At 62.5% G+C, this 17566-nt stretch carries 16 protein-coding genes; all 16 read right to left on the bottom strand.

The features are described from left to right. Positions 1 to 98: 98 nt before the first annotated feature. Complete coding sequence (gene ispG, locus ACTNBU_RS01825; RefSeq protein ID WP_441030129.1) at positions 99 to 1136, bottom strand: flavodoxin-dependent (E)-4-hydroxy-3-methylbut-2-enyl-diphosphate synthase; 1038 nt, start codon at positions 1134 to 1136, stop codon at positions 99 to 101. Positions 1137 to 1163: 27 nt separating this feature from the next. Then, a complete protein-coding gene (locus ACTNBU_RS01820; RefSeq protein ID WP_441030128.1) occupies positions 1164 to 2231 on the bottom strand; it encodes a M50 family metallopeptidase in 1068 nt (355 codons plus the stop codon). A gap of 15 nt (positions 2232 to 2246) precedes the next feature. Further along, positions 2247 to 3395: a 1-deoxy-D-xylulose-5-phosphate reductoisomerase gene (locus ACTNBU_RS01815; protein WP_441030126.1), complete on the bottom strand. Its 1149-nt coding sequence runs from the start codon at positions 3393 to 3395 to the stop codon at positions 2247 to 2249. A gap of 14 nt (positions 3396 to 3409) precedes the next feature. Then, the gene (locus ACTNBU_RS01810) at positions 3410 to 4270 is read right to left on the bottom strand and encodes a phosphatidate cytidylyltransferase (RefSeq protein ID WP_441030124.1); all 861 of its coding nucleotides are present in this window, start codon (positions 4268 to 4270) and stop codon (positions 3410 to 3412) included. A gap of 189 nt (positions 4271 to 4459) precedes the next feature. Further along, entirely contained in the window at positions 4460 to 5140 is a 681-nt protein-coding gene (gene uppS / locus ACTNBU_RS01805) for a polyprenyl diphosphate synthase (RefSeq protein WP_441030122.1), read from the bottom strand. Between the two features lie 74 nt (positions 5141 to 5214). After that, positions 5215 to 5772, bottom strand: coding sequence for a ribosome recycling factor (gene frr, locus ACTNBU_RS01800; RefSeq protein ID WP_441030120.1), 558 nt, complete (start codon positions 5770 to 5772; stop codon positions 5215 to 5217). Positions 5773 to 5777: 5 nt separating this feature from the next. Further along, positions 5778 to 6494, bottom strand: a complete 717-nt coding sequence (gene pyrH / locus ACTNBU_RS01795; protein ID WP_441030118.1) for a UMP kinase — start codon at positions 6492 to 6494, stop codon at positions 5778 to 5780. Positions 6495 to 6677: 183 nt separating this feature from the next. After that, entirely contained in the window at positions 6678 to 7271 is a 594-nt protein-coding gene (yihA, locus tag ACTNBU_RS01790; RefSeq protein ID WP_441030115.1) for a ribosome biogenesis GTP-binding protein YihA/YsxC, read from the bottom strand. A gap of 21 nt (positions 7272 to 7292) precedes the next feature. After that, a complete protein-coding gene (lon, locus tag ACTNBU_RS01785; RefSeq protein WP_441030113.1) occupies positions 7293 to 9725 on the bottom strand; it encodes an endopeptidase La in 2433 nt (810 codons plus the stop codon). A 110-nt stretch (positions 9726 to 9835) separates the two neighbouring features. Beyond that, positions 9836 to 11149 (bottom strand): ATP-dependent Clp protease ATP-binding subunit ClpX, encoded by a 1314-nt coding sequence (gene clpX / locus ACTNBU_RS01780; protein WP_441030111.1) that lies wholly within the window; start codon positions 11147 to 11149, stop codon positions 9836 to 9838. A 57-nt stretch (positions 11150 to 11206) separates the two neighbouring features. Continuing rightward, positions 11207 to 11788, bottom strand: a complete 582-nt coding sequence (locus ACTNBU_RS01775) for an ATP-dependent Clp protease proteolytic subunit (protein ID WP_441030109.1) — start codon at positions 11786 to 11788, stop codon at positions 11207 to 11209. 255 nt (positions 11789 to 12043) lie between these two features. Further along, positions 12044 to 13435, bottom strand: a complete 1392-nt coding sequence (gene tig, locus ACTNBU_RS01770) for a trigger factor (RefSeq protein WP_441030107.1) — start codon at positions 13433 to 13435, stop codon at positions 12044 to 12046. A 90-nt stretch (positions 13436 to 13525) separates the two neighbouring features. Beyond that, complete coding sequence (locus ACTNBU_RS01765; RefSeq protein WP_441030105.1) at positions 13526 to 14212, bottom strand: metallophosphoesterase; 687 nt, start codon at positions 14210 to 14212, stop codon at positions 13526 to 13528. A 785-nt stretch (positions 14213 to 14997) separates the two neighbouring features. Next, positions 14998 to 16485, bottom strand: coding sequence for a threonine synthase (thrC, locus tag ACTNBU_RS01760; RefSeq protein ID WP_441030103.1), 1488 nt, complete (start codon positions 16483 to 16485; stop codon positions 14998 to 15000). A 72-nt stretch (positions 16486 to 16557) separates the two neighbouring features. Next, positions 16558 to 16920: a YraN family protein gene (locus tag ACTNBU_RS01755; protein WP_441030101.1), complete on the bottom strand. Its 363-nt coding sequence runs from the start codon at positions 16918 to 16920 to the stop codon at positions 16558 to 16560. Beyond that, positions 16917 to 17564, bottom strand: coding sequence for a ribonuclease HII (locus ACTNBU_RS01750; RefSeq protein ID WP_441030099.1), 648 nt, complete (start codon positions 17562 to 17564; stop codon positions 16917 to 16919). Before ACTNBU_RS01750 ends, ACTNBU_RS01755 begins: the two co-directional genes overlap by 4 nt. Positions 17565 to 17566: the final 2 nt, after the last annotated feature.

Here is a 17566-nt window from a genome sequence, read left to right as displayed (position 1 = left end):
GTGTTAAACCCCTTGAAAAAAAGATCTTGTTTCGTAAAAAAAGAGTTTTTTCGACAAGGGGCGGGGCGCCGGACCCCGCCCCGCCATTCTGAATGTCCTTACAGCTTTTCGATCTCCGCCATCAGCGCGTCCACCAGCTGCTCCTGGGGCACCTTATAGAGGATCTCGCCCTTGCGGAACAACAGGCCCTCACCCTTACCGCCGGCAATGCCGATGTCGGCGGCGGAGGCCTCGCCGGGGCCGTTGACGGCGCAGCCCATCACCGCCACGGTGATGTTCTTGTCGCAGTTCTGAAGCCGCCGCTCCACCTCCTCGGCAATGGGGATCAGGTCGATGCGGGTGCGGCCGCAGGTGGGGCAGGCGATGAGGTTCACGCCGGTCTTCCGCAGTCCCGCCGCCCGCAGAATCTTCTGCCCCGCGTAAACCTCCTCCACCGGGTCCGCCGTCAGCGTCACCCGGATGGTGTCGCCGATGCCCAGGCACAGCAGTCCGCCGATGCCCATGGCGGATTTGATGATGCCCATGGAGGGCGTCCCCGCCTCGGTGACGCCCAGGTGCAGCGGATAATCCGTCCGCTCATGGAGCAGCCGGTAGGCCGCCATGGTCAGGGGCACGTCGGAGCATTTAACGGAGATGCAGATGTCGTCAAAGTCGAACTTATTCAGCAGGCGGACGTGGCCCATGGCGCTCTCCACCAGCGCCTCCGCTGTGACGCCGCCGTATTTGGCCCGCAGCTCCTTTTCCAGGGAACCGCCGTTGACGCCGATGCGGATAGGGATGCTCCGGCTGCGGCAGGCGTCCGCCACGGCCTTCACGTTCTCCTCCGCACCGATGTTGCCGGGGTTGATGCGGATGGCGTCGATGCCCCGCTCCGCACACATCAGGGCGTATTTGTAGTTGAAATGGATGTCGGCGATGAGGGGGATGTGGATCTGCTCCTTGATTTTGTCCACCGCCTTCGCCGCCGCCTCATCCGGAATGGCCACCCGGATGATCTCGCATCCGGCGTGCTCCAGCTTTCTGATCTGGGCCACGGTGGCGGCCACATCGTCGGTCTTTGTATTGCACATGGACTGGATGGACACCGGGGCGCCGCCGCCCACGGGCACCTGGCCCACGAAGATTCGCTTTGTCATGGGAAAATGCCTCCCTTGTTCTCCTGTCTATTGAAAGAGTTTGAATACGTCATGGAACGTCACCAGCAGCATGAAGCCCATCAGCAGGGCGAAGCAGGCGCTGTTCAGGGCGTTCTCATACCGGTCGGGGATCTTCCGCCGGAACAGCCGGATGGCCAGAGTGTCCAGAATCAGGAAAAAGATATGGCCGCCGTCCAGCGCCGGGATGGGCAGCAGGTTCATCACCGCCAGGTTCACGGCGATGAGGGCCGCGAAATACAGGATGTTGTCCAGTGCCTGCCGGGCGGTCTCCGACTGCTGGCCCACCTCCGTGATGGTGGAGACGATGCCCACCGGTCCGCTGACGTCGTTCAGCCCCGCCTCGCCGGTGACCAGCATCCGCAGGCTCAGCCAGACAATGCGGGCAAAGTCCACGGTGTTCCGCCAGCTGTACGTCAGCTTGTTCAGCACCGTGGCCGGTTCCGTCCGGGCATTGCGGTAAATGCCGTAGCCGGTGTAGGTTTCCCCGTCCATGGCGGTAAACGTATCCCACGCCAGATCGCTGTACGTGATCTTCTCACCGTCCCGCAGGACCACCAGGTCCAGCGGCGCGCCCTGGTTGAGGCCCAGCAGCAGGCTGACGTCGCTGTAGACGTAGACCCGCTGGCCGTTGATGGCGTAGAACTCGTCGCCCTCCTGGAGCGTGACGCCGTTTTTCTCCTGAAACTCCGGGGCCACCCCCGCGACCTGGGCCACCAGAAACTGCTGGGCGCCGCTGTACAAAATCAGGACGATGACAAAGCCGGTGAGGAAATTCATAAACGCCCCGGCGGCAAAGATGCCGAACTTCTTCCAGAAGCCCTGATTGTTCAGCGCCCGGGGGTTGTCGGACTGCTCCTCCTCCCCCTCCATGGCACAGAAGCCGCCGATGGGCAGCAGACGCAGGGAGTACTGGGTCTCCCCTCTCTTCCGGTCGTACAGGCAGGGACCCATGCCGATGGAAAACTCGTTGACCTGCACGCCGCAGGCCTTCGCCGCCAGAAAATGGCCCAGCTCATGCACCGCGATCAGCAGGCCGAACATCAGGATGGCCGCCAGGATATAAACGATGGTCATACGCAGAAAAACTCCTTATAAATTGCCCTCCAGCACGATCTCGCGGGCCTGCCGGTCCGCCTCCAGGATTGCCTCCAGATCCCCGGCCTGCCGGACAGGCACCGCCTCCCGCGCAGATGCCACCAGTCCGGGGATGTCGTTGAAGCCAATTTGGTCCCGCAGGAACAGGCCCACCGCCGCCTCGTTGGCGCCGTTCAGCACGGCGCAGGCGGTGCCGCCCTCCGTGACGGCCTCCATGGCCAGCCGCAGGCAGGGAAACGCTTCCAGATCCGGCGCGGCGAAGGTCAGCGGCGGACAGGACAGCAAATCCAGGGGTTCCAGCGGACTGTCCGCCCGGTACGGATAGGTCAGAGCGTACCGGATGGGCAGACGCATATCCGGCGTGCCCAGCTGGGCCATCACCGCGCCGTCCCGGAACTCCACCATAGAGTGGACGATGCTCTGGCGATGGATCACCACGGAGACCTGTTCCAGCGGCAGACGGTACAGCCGCATGGCTTCGATGACCTCCAGGCCCTTGTTCATCAGCGTGGCACAGTCCACGGTGATCTTGGGACCCATCTTCCAGTTGGGATGCTTCAGGGCGTCCGCCCTGGTCATGGCCGCCAGCTCCTCAAATTTCATGCCGTAGAACGGCCCGCCGGAGCAGGTCAGCAGGATGCGCCGCACCTCGCTCCGGTCCCGGCTGCCCTGTAAGCACTGGAAAATGGCGGAGTGTTCCGAGTCCACCGGAATGATCTCTGCGCCGCAGCGGGCAGCCTCGGCCATCACCAGCTCTCCGGCGCAGACCAGCGTCTCCTTGTTGGCCAGGGCGATGCGCTTTCCCGCCTGAATGGCGGCCAGCGTGGGCCGCAGGCCGATCATGCCCACCACGGCGGTGACCACGGTGTCCGCCTCCGGCAGCGACGCGGCCTCCAGCAGGCCCTCCATGCCGGAGGATACCCGGATATCCGTGTCCGACAGGCGGCTTTTCAGTTCCTTCGCCGCCGCCGGATCGTACATCACCGCCAAAGCGGGATGGAACTTCCGGGCCTGCTCCTCCGCGCGGTCCACGTTGGAGTTGGCGGTGATGGCCGCCACCCGGGTTCCCAGCTGCTCCGCCACGTCCAGGGTCTGACGGCCGATGGAGCCGGTGGAGCCCAGTATCGAAATCACTTTACTCATAGCAGATCATATCCTCACAGGAACGGAAGTATGCTGATCGTCAGCCACACGAAGGGCGCGACGAAGGTCACGCTGTCAAACCGGTCCAGAATGCCGCCGTGGCCCGGCAGCAGCTTGCCGTAGTCCTTGACGCCGAACTCCCGCTTGATGACGGAGAAGCTCAGATCGCCGATCTGGCTGACAAAGCTGCCGATGATGCCGAACAGCAGGATATGCACCGGCCCCATGAAAGCGTCACGGATGATATGGGTGACGATCACGGTCAGCAGCAGCGCGCCGAACACGCCGCCCACCAGACCGCCGATGGCGCCCTCCACCGTTTTTTTGGGGCTGACATGGGGGGCCAGCTTGTGCTTGCCGAACAGCATCCCGGCAAACAGGGCAAAGGTATCGCTGCCAAAGGCGATGCACAGGGGCAGGAACACCAGCGCCTTGCCGATGACGCCCCCTGTCAACCGCAGCCGCAGCAGGCAGCTGAGCATCAGCGGGAACACCAGTCCTCCAAAGATGGCGGCGGTGACGTCCGCGAAGGGGATGGCAGTCTCCTTGCCGTAGTGCAGGATGGCACAGACAAACAGCAGAAACACGAACACCATGGCCAGCGCCGCCGTCACCGGCAGCACCGGCATGGTCGTCAGTTTCGCGTTCCGCACGCTCTCCTCCAGATAGACGCACACAGGCACCAGCGCCGCCGCAGCCGCCGACAGGGGAATGAGACGCCTACCTTTCTCTCCGGCAGCGGCGTGCATCAGCTCATGGGAGCCGATGGCGCACATGGCCGCTACCAAGGCCATGGTAGCCCAGTCCGGCGCCCAGATCAGCACCAGCAGCAAAAACGGAATGCCCACCACGGCAACCATCACACGTTTGAACATAACACCAGTCCTCTTGTCAAATGGCTTAGAATCTGTATTCACAGCTGGGGGATGATGGGCAGGCGTGAATTTTTCTTGCCAGACAAGGAAATTTTCCGCAGCCATCCTGACGGATCGCAAGGAAAATTGACGCGGTATGGCGGGAAAAAGATCGCCTACGCAGCGTTCAGCGGCTGTGAATACAGGTTCTTATTTCTTTACACCGCCGAATCGCCGGTCTCTGGCCTGATAGGCCGCGATGGCCCGGTCCAGCTCCGCCTCGTCGAAGTCCGGCCACAGCACATCCGTGAAATAGAGCTCCGAATAGGCGCACTGCCACAGCAGGAAGTTGCTGAGCCGCAGCTCCCCGCTGGGGCGGATGATCAGCTCCGGGTCCGGGATTCCCCGGGAGTCCAGATAGGAGGAGAACAGGGCGTCGTCCAGCTCCTCCGGCTTCCGCTCCCCCGCCGTGCAGTCCGCGGCGAACTGCCGCACCGCCCGTAGGATCTCGTCCCGGCCGCCGTAGTTCAGGCACACGTTGGCCTGGAAGGCGTCCTTGGACAGATGCTCCGTGATCTCGTCGGTCTCATGGGCCAGGGCCCGCAGCTCCGGGGAGATGGGCGTCATGTCCCCGAAAAAGTGGAGCCGGATATTGTCCCGCTCCATGGTATCCACCGCTTCCAGCAGATACCGCTTCAGCAGCGCCATGATGGCGCTGACCTCATCGGCGGAACGCTTCCAGTTCTCCGTGGAGAAGGCATACACGGTGAGATACTGGACGCCGATGTTCTTGCAGTAGGTGGCAATGCGGCGGAAGGTCTCCGCCCCGGCCTTGTGGCCGGCGGTGCGGGGCAGTCCCCGGCGGGTGGCCCAGCGCCCGTTGCCATCCATAATAATCGCAATATGGCGAGGCAGGCGTGTCTGATCCACCTGCCCCGCCGTATCGTTTCGTTGGACGGCGGCCATCAGACTGCCATCAGTTCCTTTTCTTTTTTTGCCAGAAGTTCGTCCAGCTTCTTGCAGCTGTCGTCAGTCATCTTCTGGAGGTCCTTCTCAGCCTGCTTCCGGTCGTCCTCGGTGATCTCGGAGGCCTTCTCCTGCTTCTTGAAGGCTTCCATGGCGTCCCGGCGGATGTTCCGGATGGCCACCTTGCCGTTCTCGGCGTACTTGTGAATCTGCTTCACCAACTCCTTGCGGCGCTCCTCCGTCAGCTGGGGGAAAGCCAGCCGCAGGCAGCGGCCGTCGTCCTGGGGATTGATGCCCAGATCGGAGGTCTCAATGGCCTTCTTGATGAGCTTTACGGCTTTGGTGTCCCAGGGCTGGATCACCAGCGTCCGGGGATCCGGAGAGCTGATGGAGGCGATCTGCTGGATGGGGGTGGGGACGCCGTAATAGTCCACCATGATGCGGTCCAGCACGGCGGCGTTGGCACGGCCCGCGCGGACGGAGGCAAAATCCGCAGCCACGGAGTCGATGCTCTTGTTCATTTTCTGTTCGTAGACCTTGTAGGCTTCCTTCAACATGACGATTACTCCTTTACGATCGTTCCGATTTTCTCGCCCCGCAGTACGCGGAGGATGTTCTCAGGGTCTTTCAGGGCAAACAGCAGTACGGGGATGTGATTGTCCATGGACAGAGACGTGGCGGTGGAGTCCATGACCATCAGGTGCTGCGCCAGCACCTCGTCGTAGGTGATGGTGTCGTATTTCACGGCGGTGGGGTCCTTCACGGGGTCGGCGGAGTAGACGCCGTCCACATTCTTGGCCAGCAGAATCACGTCGGCGTTGATCTCCGCGGCCCGCAGCACGGCGGCGGTGTCCGTGGAGAAATAGGGGTTGCCGGTGCCGGCGCCGAAGATGACGACCCGGCCCTTCTCCAGATGCCGGATGGCCTTGGAGCGGATGTAGGGCTCCGCCACGGCCCGCATCTCCACGGCGGTCTGGACCCGGACGTCGATGCCCTTCTGCTCCATCACATCCGCCACGGCCAGGCAGTTCATGACGGTGGCCAGCATGCCCATGTGGTCGGCCCGGGTGCGCTCCATCTTGCCGCCGCTGTTCTTGGCCCCCCGCCAGAAGTTGCCGCCGCCGATGACGATGCCCACCTGGACACCCATGGCCTGGCACTCCTTGATGACGTCGCAGACCCTGCCGATGACGTCGAAATCCAGGCCGGTGTGCTTGTCTCCCGCCAAGGCCTCGCCGCTGATCTTCAGCAGGACCCGCTTGTAAACCGCTTTGTCCATTGGATATTCCCCTCCAGATGAATAGTTTCTCTCTCACCGCTCCTCCGCAGCTTCAGCAGCTCAGAGGGACGGCCATGTTCTTCCTGGTTATTGTACCGTATTTTCCCCTTTTTGCATAGGGGGGAATTGAAAACTTTTTTCCGAAAACAAGGGAGACGTCCGAAAACGCCTCCCTCATCTCGCTTATGAACAGGCCGCCAGCAGCGCCCGGATCAACTCCTCCCGGCCGGTGCCCTTTTCCGCGGAAAAGGGGATCAGCAGGGTGTCCTCCGGTAGCTCCAGCGTCTCCCGGATCAGGGCCAGCGCCGGTTCCACCTGACTCTTCTTCAGCTTGTCCAGCTTGTTGGCCACCACCACGGAGGGGCAGCCGCTGTCCCGGAACCAGCTGTACATGGTGACGTCGTCGGCGGTGGGCTTGTGGCGGATGTCCACAATCTGCACGCCCAGGGTGATGAGTCCGCCCTCGTCCTGGAAATAGGACTCCATCAGCCGGCCCCACCGCTCCTTCTCCGCCTTGGAGACCTTGGCGTAGCCGTAGCCCGGCAGGTCCACCAGATAGGCGCCGCCGTCCACCCGGAAGTAGTTGATCTGGGTGGTCTTTCCCGGGGACGCCCCTACATAGGCCAGGTTCTTCCGGTTCACGATCCGGTTGATGACGGAGGACTTCCCCACGTTGGACCGGCCCGCAAAAGCCAGCTGGGGCAGGCCGTCCCGCAGGAAATCCGACTGCCGGGCGGCAGCCCGGACGAATTCCGTTTTGTTAAAATTCAGAGCCATGGACTCCCTCTTTCTGTCTGATTACTGCCGTAGGACGGCGTCGCCGCCGCTCTGGGCCGCCGGGATGGGGGCGCAGGCCGCGGCGGCCTCCGGCGTCTCCTTCCGCAGGACGGGCAGCTTCGCCGTCTGGGGCACCAGGGCCTCGGAGAGCACCTCGTCCACCGTCTTCACCGGCACGAACCGCAGGGCGGAGCGCACCGTCTGATCGATCTCGTCCAGGTCCCGGACGTTGTCCCTGGGAATGATGACCGTCCGGACGCCGTTGCGCAGGGCGGCCATGGTCTTCTCTTTCAGACCGCCGATGGGCAGCACCCTGCCCCGCAGGGTGATTTCGCCCGTCATGGCCAGATGGGCGTTGATCTTCCGGTCCGTCAGGGCGGAGGTCAGGGCCGTGGCAATGGCGATGCCGGCGGAGGGACCGTCCTTGGGCACCGCGCCCTCCGGGAAGTGGACGTGGATGTCCTTCTTCTTGTAGAACTCCGGGTCGATGCCCAGCTGAACCGCCCGGCTCCGCAGGCAGCTGAGGGCCGCCTGGACGGACTCCTTCATCACGTCGCCCAGATTGCCGGTGAGCTCCAGCTTTCCGGTGCCGTCCATGACGTTGACCTCCACCTCCAGGATCTCGCCGCCGGCCTCGGTCCACGCCAGACCGTTGACCACGCCCACTTCCTCTGTCTCCGTGTGGAGGGCGGGAGGATAGGGGGCGGCGCCCAGGGCGTCGTGCAGGTCCTTTTCCGTCACGGTGATTCGCTTTACATCGCCGGTCAGCAGGCGCATATCCGCCTTCCGGCACACCTTAGCCAGCTGGCGCTCCAGCTGGCGGACGCCGGACTCCCGGGTGTAGTCCCGGATGATGGCCCGGATGGTGTCGTCTCCCAGCCGGAGCTGGGTCTTTTTCAGACCGTTCTCCTTCAGCTGTTTGGGCAGCAGATGCTGCTTTGCAATTTGAAGCTTCTCCTCGTCGGTGTAGCTGCCCAGCTCAATGACCTCCATCCGGTCCAGCAGAGGCCGGGGAATAGTGGAGGTGGTGTTGGCGGTAGTGATGAACATGACGTGGCTCAGATCCACCGGGATCTCCAGGAAGTGGTCCCGGAAAGAGCTGTTCTGCTCGCTGTCCAGCACTTCCAGCAGCGCCGAGGCAGGATCGCCCCGGTAGTCATTGCCCAGCTTGTCGATCTCGTCCAGCAGCATCAGGGGATTCATAGACCCGCAGCGGCTGATGGCCTCGATGACGCGGCCGGGCATGGAGCCTATGTACGTCTTCCGGTGGCCCCGGATGTCCGCCTCGTCCCGGACGCCGCCCAGGGACAGCCGGGCCAGCTTCCGGTTCAGGGCTTTGGCGATGGAGATGGCGATGGAGGTCTTACCCACACCGGGAGGGCCCGCCAGACAGATGATGGGCGCCCGGCCCTCCGGGTTCATCTGCCGCACCGCCAGCGTCTCCAGGATGCGCTCCTTCACCTTTTCCAGGCCGAAGTGATCCTTGTCCAGGGCCTTCCGCACCGCCTCCACGCTGAGCCGCTCCTTCGTCTCCGTGTTCCAGGGCATCTCCAGGCACACGTCCAGATAGTTCCGGATCACCGCGCCCTCGGCACTGCCGAAGGGCTGCTTGGACAGCTTCGTGACCTCCTTCAGCAGGTGATTTTCCGTGTCCTCCGACAGCTTCAGCTCCAGGATGCGGCTGCGGTAGTCCTCCAGCTCGTCGTCATCGTCGCCGGAGTCTCCCAGCTCGTTCTGCATGACCTTGATCTGGGTGCGGAGGATCTGCTCCCGCTGGGACTGCTCCAGATGGGCACGGACCTTTCCCTCCATCTCCCGCTCAAAGCTCAACACGTCGTTTTCGTGGGCCAGGATCCGGTTCAGCCGCTTCAGGCGCAGGTAGGGATTCAGCTCCTCCAGGATCTCCTGTTTGTCCTCCGCCCGGAGATTGATGTTCTGGGCGATGTAATCCGCCAGATAGCCCAGGTCCCGGCTGTCCAGGACCGTGGTCTGGACCTCCTCCGGCACGCCCCCCGCCTGCTGGGCGTACTCGCCGAACAGGTTGATGGTCTGGCGCAGCAGCGCCTCCGTCCGGGGGCTGCGGGTGAAAGACGGAGACTCTTCCTCCTCCGGGATGGCCTCCACGTTGGCCTGGAGATAGGGCGTGGTCTGCCACAGGCGCTTCAGCCGCGCCCGGGTCTCGCCCTCCGCCATAACCCGGACGGAGGTGGGGGAGGTCCGCAGAATCTGGGTGATGCGGGAGACCGTGCCGATCTCATAGAGATCCTGCTCCTGGGGCGCGGACACGCCGATCTCCCGCTGGGTCACCAGAAAAACCTTCTGGTCCGTCTCCATGGCGTGCTCCAGCGCCTGAATGGAGATAAGACGCTCCACCTCGAAGCTCAGGTTCATATGTGGGAAAACCGTCAGGCCCCGGAGGGCCAGAACGGGAATATTCAGGGTTATCGATTCCATGGTGCTCCTTTCCGCGGTGTCCGGCAGGGATGCGCTTGCGCTCCGGACACCCGCCGTATGGCAAAGGAGGGACGCCGCAGGGCGTCCCTCCTGTCATGCACTGGGGAAATTTAAGACGCCGAAGCGGGGGTGGAGGACTGCTTGGACGCCTCTCCCTTGCCGGTGTTCAGCTTTACCGCGTAGTTGATCTTGTTGGGATTGCGGGTTAGTTCGGGTTCTCCCGTGCCCTCCACGCACTCCTTGGTGATGACCGCCTTCTCCACCGTGGGGTCGGAGGGGATGTCATACATGATCTGGGTCAGCAGGCCCTCCATGACGGCCCGGAGGCCCCGGGCGCCGATGTTCCGGGCGATGGCCTTGTCTGCGATGGCCTCCAGCGCCTCGGGCTGGAACTCCAGATCCACATCGTCGTATTCCAGCAGCTTCTGATACTGCTTCACCAGGGCGTTCTTCGGCTCTGTCAGGATGCGGACCAGGTCCTCCCTGCTGAGGCTGTTCAGAGACGCCACCACAGGCAGACGGCCCACCAGCTCGGGGATGATGCCGAATTTCAGCAGATCGTGGGGCTGGACCTGTTTGAACAGCTGGCCCACGTCCTTGTTCTTCTTGCTGGCGATGGGGGCGTCGAAGCCGATGCTCTTCTCCTCCACCCGGCGCTCGATGATCTTGTCCAGACCGTCGAAGGCGCCGCCGCAGATGAACAGAATGTTCTTCGTGTTCACCTGGATAAACTCCTGATGGGGGTGCTTCCGGCCGCCCTGAGGCGGCACGTTGGCGACAGTCCCCTCCACGATCTTCAGCAGCGCCTGCTGCACGCCCTCGCCGGACACGTCCCGGGTGATGGAGGTGTTCTCGCTCTTCCGGGCGATCTTGTCGATCTCGTCCACGTAGATGATGCCCCGCTCCGCCTTCTCCACGTCGAAGTCGGCGGCCTGGAGCAGGCGCAGCAGGATGTTCTCCACGTCGTCGCCCACGTAGCCGGCCTCCGTCAGGGTGGTGGCGTCGGCGATGGCGAAGGGCACCTGCAGAATGCGGGCCAGGGTCTGGGCGAACAGCGTCTTGCCGGAGCCGGTGGGGCCGATGAGCAGGATGTTGCTCTTCTGCAGCTCCACGTCGTCTCCGCCGCCGAAATAGATCCGCTTATAATGGTTGTAGACTGCCACGGACAGGGCGATCTTCGCCTCCTCCTGCCCGATGACATACTGGTCCAGCACCTCCCGGATCTCTCTGGGGGTGGGCAGCTTGTCGGGAATATCGTCCAGATCGCTGCCGGTATCCTCGTAGCCGTCGTTCAGGATGCTCATGCACAGCTGGACGCACTCATCGCAGATGCGCACGCCCGGCCCCTGGATCATTCTGTGGACCTGCTGTTCGTGCTTTCCGCAGAAGGAACAGCGAAGGGACTTCTTACCGTCGTCATTCATGGTACTACCTCAGATTCAACAAGTATTTGCCGTTGGGGCCGCGCCCCTTGTTCCGTCTCAGCGGTGCTGGATGATCTTATCCACCAGGCCGAAGTCCAGCGCCTCCTGGGCGGTCATCCAGTGATCCCGCTCAGAGGCCGCCTTGATCTCCTCAGAGGTCTTTCCGGTATTCTCCGCCAGGATCTCATTCAACCGCTTCTTGATCCGCAGGAAGTGTTCCACGTCGATCTCCATATCCGTCACCTTGCCCTGGGTGCCGGCGGAGGGCTGGTGGATCATGACCTCCGCGTTGGGCAGCAGCAGACGCTTGCCCTTGGCGCCGGAGGACAGCAGGAACGCGCCCATGCTGGCCGCCATGCCCACGCAGATGGTGGACACGTCGCACTTAATATACTGCATGGTGTCATAGATGGCCATGCCGTCGGTGACAGAGCCGCCGGGGCTGTTGATATACAGCTGAATGTCCTTGTCCGGGTCCTGGGCCTCCAGATACAGCAACTGGGCCACCACCAGGCTGGCGGTAGTGGCGTTGACCTCCTCACCCAGGAAGATGATACGGTCGTTCAGCAGGCGGGAGAAGATGTCGTAGGACCGCTCTCCCCGGTTGGTCTGCTCTACCACGTAAGGGACTAAACTCATTAGTTGTGACCTCCTTGAATGAATGCTCTCCAGTTGTTCCTCTCCCGTCCCGGCCACACACGATGGATATGGCAACAGCGCCGCGGTCCCCGGAGGGAGGACTTCCGGCGCTGGAGCCATCCGGGCATCACAGACCGCTCCGGCACAGGACCGGTCCATGATACCACATTGCCTTGCGAGAATTTGTCGAACTCATGTAAAAGCATACCGCGCTTGTATGCCGTTCAGGCTCTCCCGGAATTAGTATGCCCGGAATTATTTGGATTCTTCCGTCTCCTCAGCCTTTTTTTCTTCCGGCTCCTCGGCCTTCTTCTCGGTCTTCTTGGCGGCCTTCTTCTTGGGCTTCTCCTCGCCCTCCTCAGGCTCCTCGGGCTTGGTGGCGATGGCACTCTCGGTGACCACGGCGATGGCCTTCTGGGTCTTCACCTGGTCCTCCACCACCTCGCGGGTCAGGTACTTCTTCACGGTCTCCACGTCCATGCCGTACTTCTCGGCCATGGAGGCGTACTCCTTCTCCACATCCTCGTCGGTGGCCTCAATGTTCTCCACCTTGATGATCTCCGTCAGGGCCACGTCCAGGCGCACCTGCCGCAGGGCGGGCTCCTTGGCGTCCTCGAACAGCTTGCTCTCCTCCATGCCAGTGATCTTCAGATACTGGTCATAGGGGATGCCCTGAGACTGAATCTGCATCTTGAAGTTGTCCACGAAGCGGTGAGCCTGGGTGTCCACCATAGCCTGGGGCACGTCGCAGGTGATGTTCTCCGCCACCTGACGCATCAGCTCGTCCTCAAAGGCCTGCTTGGCGGAGGCCTCCCGCTCCTCAGTGATCTTCTTCTTCAGGTCGGCCTTCAGTTCCTTCAGGGTGTCGAACTCGGACACGTCCTTGGCAAACTCGTCGTCCATGGCGGGGACGTCCTTGGCCTTGACCTCGTTGATCTTCACGTGGAACACCACGGCCTTGCCGGCCAGCTCGGCGTGATAGTCCTCGGGGAAGGTGATGTTGATGTCGTTCTCATCGCCGGCCTTCATGCCGATGAGCTGGTCCTCGAAGCCGGGGACAAAGGAGCCGGAGCCGATCTCCAGGCTGTAGTTCTCGGCGGAACCGCCGTCGAAGGGAACGCCGTTGTCAACACCCTTGTAATCGATGACGGCCACATCGCCGGTCTCGATGGGACGCTCCACGGACACCAGACGGGTATTGCGCTCGGCCAGCTCCTCCAGACGCTTGTTGACGTCGGCGGCGGTGACCTTCACTTCCGCCTTGGGGGCGGACAGGCCCTTGTACTGGCCCAGGGTGACCTCGGGATACACGGGAACGGTGGCCTTGAAGGTAAAGCCGTCCTTGGTGACCTGGCCGTCCAGCTCCACGCTGGGATCGCCCACCACCTGCAGCTTCTCCTCGGTCACTGCGTTTTTATATGCGTCGAACCAAACCAGGTCGATGGCGTCGGCATAGAACACCTCGGCGCCGTACATCTTCTCGATCAGCTGGCGGGGAGCCTTGCCGGGACGGAAACCGGGGACCCGGATATCCTTCCGCTTCTGGCGGTACGCCTTCTCGACGGCGGCCTCAAACTCCTCTGCGCCCACTTCAATGGTCAGAGCGACCTGATTCTTCTCCAGTTTTTCGCAGCTTTTCACACTCATTTTGTTTATTCCTCCGTTCATCATCGGCTCAGAACCGGTGCAACACCTGATTCTAACAGAAAATAATAAAAAAATCTATACTTATTTCGTTTATTCGCAAATTTTTTTTGGGGTAAATTCCAGATAGTCGGCGGAAATCAGGGAAAACATGGTATTGTGCCGCTCTCCCTCGAACCTCCGGCGGATGGCGGGGCCGTGGAGATGGCCGTAGCAGCAGGTCTCCACGTGGTATTTTTCCAGCACCGCCAGGATCTCCGGACACTGGTAGCCCTGGTACAGCGGCGGATAGTGGAGGAAGCACAGCTTCGGCCCCTCCCCCGCCGCCTGCAGGGACATCTCCAGCCGCAGGACCTCCCGGTTCAGGACCTTGGCGTTGTGGGGCTTCTGCTCCTCCTCCAAGAACCAGCCCCGGGTGCCGCAGAGGGCCAGATCTCCGTAAAAGAAGCAGTTGTTGTGGAGGAAGTCCAGGGTCCGGATGCCCTTTTCCTCGAAGAAACGCTTCATTTTGGACACCGTATTCCACCAGTAGTCGTGGTTGCCCTTTACCAGCAGCTTCCGGCCGGGAAACTGATCCAGGAAGCGGAAATCCGCCTCCGCCTCCTCCATGGACATCCCCCAGGAGGTGTCCCCCGCCAGAATGAGGGTGTCCTCCTCTGTCAGGACCGACAGGGACTCCCGGATGCGGTCCACGTAATTTTCCCACGCCGGTCCGAAGACCTCCATGGACTTGTCCGCCGTCAGGGAGAGGTGCAGGTCCCCGATGGCATAGAGGGCCATTTGACCACTCCCTTTCTTGTTTATCCGCTTACGCGGGGATTTTTGGATATGCGCCCCGTCCCGGGGCGTGGGGGCGCCGGGGAAGCCCGGCGGCTTCAAAACCTTTTCCCGTCAGGACGGGGGTGCCGGTGGAGACCAGCGGCTTCAAAACCCCCTTTCTCTTTTCGGTTGCGCCGAAAAGAGAAAGCGCTTTTTGATGGTGTCAAGAGAAAAGACGCTGGCGGCGGCATTTCAGGCTCCGCCTGAAATGCCTTTTTCCGCCTGTTTTACGGGGGTTTTTGTCTGGCAGCGATTCGATGGCTTGGATCACTCAACCATATATGGCAGTTTCGGAAGTTGGGGGAAGTTCCGGATGCTCCCTGCTCCTTTTTTGCTGCCGCACATTGGTGGTTGCGGAAGATTGGCGCTGGGGCGCTCCCGGAGGCTCCCTGCTTCTCTTTTGCTGACGCAGTCCGGTGGCTACGGAAGACTGCCAACTGACGTTTCCGGAGGCTTCCGCGAATGCCGGGGTGCGGCAGCAAAAAAGGAGCAGGGAGCCTCCGGGCGGGACCCGGAGTTCCGTTGATATCAAGGGCTGACGCAGGAGTCCAGGCCCCCGGCTACTACCAGGCCAAAGCCCCCGTAAACAGGGCGGAACAAGGCGTTCCGGGCGAAGCCCGGAATGCCGCCGCCCAAGCCTTTTTCTCTTACACCATCAAAAGGCGCATTCTCTTTTTCCTCTGGAAAAAGAGAATGGGGGTTTTGCCCCGCAGGGGGGACCTGCAATCTCCCGTCCCTGATCGTGATTATTTCAGGAAATCCAGCACCACGTCGTCCATGCCCGCCTTCTCGCAGGTCAGGTCGAACCGCCGGGCCTTGCCCTTCAGGGCCGCCAGACGCTTCGGGGCCGGGACGCCGGTGAGCTCCTGCATCTGGCCGATGCGGTCCAGGCTGTTCTCCGCCGGGGTCTCTCCGATGGCGGTAAGAACGCTGTCGCCGAACTTGTAGGGAGAGGCGGTGGAGACGAACACCGTCACAGTATCGTCGCCGGTGGCGACGCGGTACTGCTCCATGACGTTGGCCGCCACGGCGGTGTGGGTGTCGATGAGATAGCCGTACTCCTTATAATATTTGGCAATGGAGGCGGCGGTGCCCTCCTCGTCGCAGAAGCCGCCCCAGTACAGTTCCTTCAGCTTGCCCTTGATCTCCTCGGACACCTCGTACCTGCCGTCCTTGGACAGCGCGGCCATGTACTCCCGGATCTCGGCGTCGTTCTCCCCGGACAGGTCAAACAGCAGACGCTCCAGATTGGAGGAGATCAGGATGTCCATGGAGGGGCTCATGGTGGTGTGGAAGGGACGGTTCCGGTCGTAGACGCCGGTGCGCAGGAAGTCCGTCAGCACGTCGTTGCGGTTGGAGGCGCAGATCAGCTTGCCCACGGGCAGGCCCATGCGCTCCGCGTAATAGGCCGCCAGAATGTCGCCGAAGTTGCCGGTGGGCACGCAGAAATTCACCTTATCGCCCATGGCGATCTTTCCGTCCCGCAGGAGGTCGCAGTAGGCGGAGATATAGTATACCACCTGGGGCAGGATGCGGCCCCAGTTGATGGAGTTGGCGGAGGACAGGAAAAAGCCCCGGTCCGCCAGCTTCGCCCGGATGGCCTCGTCGGAGAAGATGCGCTTCACGCCGGTCTGGGCGTCGTCAAAGTTGCCCACCACGGCACAGACGCCCACGTTGGCGCCGTCCTGGGTCACCATCTGCAGCTCCTGGATGGCGGAGACGCCGTCCTTGGGATAGAAGACCATGATCTTCGTCTGGGGCACGTCGGCGAAGCCCTCCATGGCGGCCTTGCCGGTGTCGCCGGAGGTGGCCACCAGAATGCAGACGGTCTTGTCCTCGCCGGTCTTCCGCAGGGCGGCGGACAGCAGCTGGGGCAGCATCTGCAGGGCCATGTCCTTGAAGGCGGAGGTAGGGCCGTGCCACAGCTCCAGGCAGTAGGTGCGGTCGTCCACCTTCCGGACGGGGGCCACGGCGGCGGTGTCGAACTTGTCGGGACCGTAGGCGTTGTCCGCAAAGGACTTCAGCTCCGCCTCGGTGTAGTCCGTCAGGTACAGGGACATGATCTTCGCGGCCCGCTCCTGATAGGACGCGGGGACCAGGCTCTCCAGGAAGGCCCGGCCGATCTGGGGAATCTGGCAGGGGGTCAGCAGGCCGCCGTCACGGCTGAGTCCCATCTTGATGGCATCCGCCGCGTCATAGCGCAGGGATACGTCTCGGGTGCTGTAGTATTTCATATTGGGTTCCTCTCTTTCAGGAAGAATTTTCTTATATAATCTCCGCCGCGCCTGCCGCGGACGGTATTTTCCCTATTCAAAGGCAGCGGGCAGGTATTCCAGGCGGATCCCTCCGTCCCCGTCCTGCCAGACCTCCGCCACGTCAAAGCGGACCGGCTCATCCTCCCAGCCATGGGCGGTCAGATAGGCCATGGCCGTCTTCCGCAGCCGCTCCTGCTTGCGGGCGTCCACGAACTCCCGGGGCAGCGCCGCGGAGCGGCTGCTCCGGAGCTTCACCTCCACAAGGCAGAGGACGCCCTCCTTCGTCCGGGCCACCAGGTCCAATTCTCCGTACCGGCACCGCCACTGGCGGTCCAGCACTTCGCAGCCCCGATCCAAAAGATACCGGGCGGCTGCCGCCTCTCCCCGGTCTCCGGCGTCTTTGGTCCGGCTCATGTCCTCCGGTCCTCCCACTTTTTCAGGAAGGTCTGCCGGTGAGCTGGACAGGGGCCGTACTGGTCCAGCATCGCATAGTGGAGCTTCGTGCCGTATCCCTTGTGTTTGGCAAACTGGTACTGGGGATACTGGCAGTCCAGCTCGCCGGACACATACCGGTCCCGGCTGACCTTGGCCAGAATGGACGCCGCCGCGATGGACGCGCTCTTTCCGTCGCCCTTCACGATGGTGAGATGGGGCGTGGTGACGGCGGCGCTCTTTCCGTGGTCCCGGTTGCCGTCGATGAGGGCCAGATCCGGCTGGATGGCAAGACCGTCGATGGCCAGCTGCATGGCCTTCATCCGGGCGCTGAGGATGTCCGTGGCGTCGATCTCCTCCGCCTCCACCCGGGCCACGCTCCAGGCCTCCGCCATGCCGGTGATAACGTCGTAGAAGGCCTCCCGCTGCTTCTCCGTCAGCTGCTTGGAGTCGTTGAGGCCGGGGATGTCCGCCTCCCTGGGCAGGATCACCGCCGCAGCGTACACCGGCCCCGCCAGCGGACCGGCGCCCGCCTCGTCCACGCCGCAGAGGATCCGCACACCCTGCGCCCACTGTTCCCGCTCACAGGCCCATAGGTCCACGGTCTCCTGTTGCTTCCGTCTCATAC

Origin of the sequence: Dysosmobacter sp. HCP28S3_G4 (genome assembly GCF_052065175.1) — a bacterium.
Classification (GTDB): Bacteria; Bacillota; Clostridia; order Oscillospirales; family Oscillospiraceae; genus Oscillibacter.
Note: the sequence above shows the minus strand (reverse complement) of the source record. Positions and strands in the feature narration are given on the sequence as shown.